We start from the raw sequence: 863 nt of genomic DNA on the forward strand, positions 1-863 counted from the left end.
GGACGTTCGAGGAGCTTGCCCTGGTGGAACACTGCGCCGGCCCGCACCAACGCCACCAGGTGTGGTGCGTTGACCGCCCGCCACCGCGACTGCGCTGCTTCGATCAGCTTGTAGGCCATCGCCATGCCCGCCGCCCGTGATCCCGGGCCCTTGGTCACCCTGGTCCGAAGCCGAACCGTCGCGAAGGTCGATTCGATCGGGTTCGTGGTGCGTAGATGCACCCAGTGCTCGGCGGGATACCGGAAGTACTCGAGCAGCACGTCGGCGTCATCGACGATTTTCTTCACCGCTTTCGGGTACTTCGCGCTGTAGTCACGTTCGAACGCTGCGATCGCCAACTGCGCCTTGTCGATGTCCTCGGCCCCGATGATCTCCTTCATCGCCGCCAACGCACCCGGATGCGCCGATTTCGGGAGTGCAGCAAGAACGTTGGCTTGTTTGTGGAACCAGCAGCGTTGTTCGCGGGTGGCGGGGAACACCTCCCGCAGTGCCCGCCAGAATCCCAAAGCTCCGTCCCCGACCGCGAGCGCCGGCGCGCGCATCCCGCGGCGGCGGCAATCCCGCAGCAGGTCCGCCCAGGACTCGGTGGACTCTCGGTAGCCGTCGGCCAGGGCGACGAGTTCCTTGCGGCCGTCCGCCCGCACCCCGAGCATCACCAACAGGCAGAGCTTTTCCTGCTCGAGCCGGACTTTCAGGTGGATGCCGTCGACCCACAGGTACACGTAGTCGACCTGCGAGAGGTCCCTGGTGCCGAAGGCCTTCGCCTCGTCCTGCCACTGGGCCGTGAGCCGGGTGATCGAGGATGCGGACAGTCCGGCGCCGGTGCCGAGGAACTGATCGAGCGCCGGCCCGAAGTCACTGGT

At 66.5% G+C, this 863-nt stretch carries 1 protein-coding gene; it reads right to left on the reverse strand.

Annotated features, from left to right (window positions below; translation table 11 throughout):
* A partial coding sequence (locus tag MSZK_RS31030) for an IS256 family transposase (RefSeq protein WP_099252347.1) occupies positions 1–863 on the reverse strand: 863 nt, incomplete at both ends.

The sequence above is a fragment of the Mycobacterium sp. shizuoka-1 genome (assembly GCF_002723835.1).
GTDB lineage: Bacteria > Actinomycetota > Actinomycetes > Mycobacteriales > Mycobacteriaceae > Mycobacterium.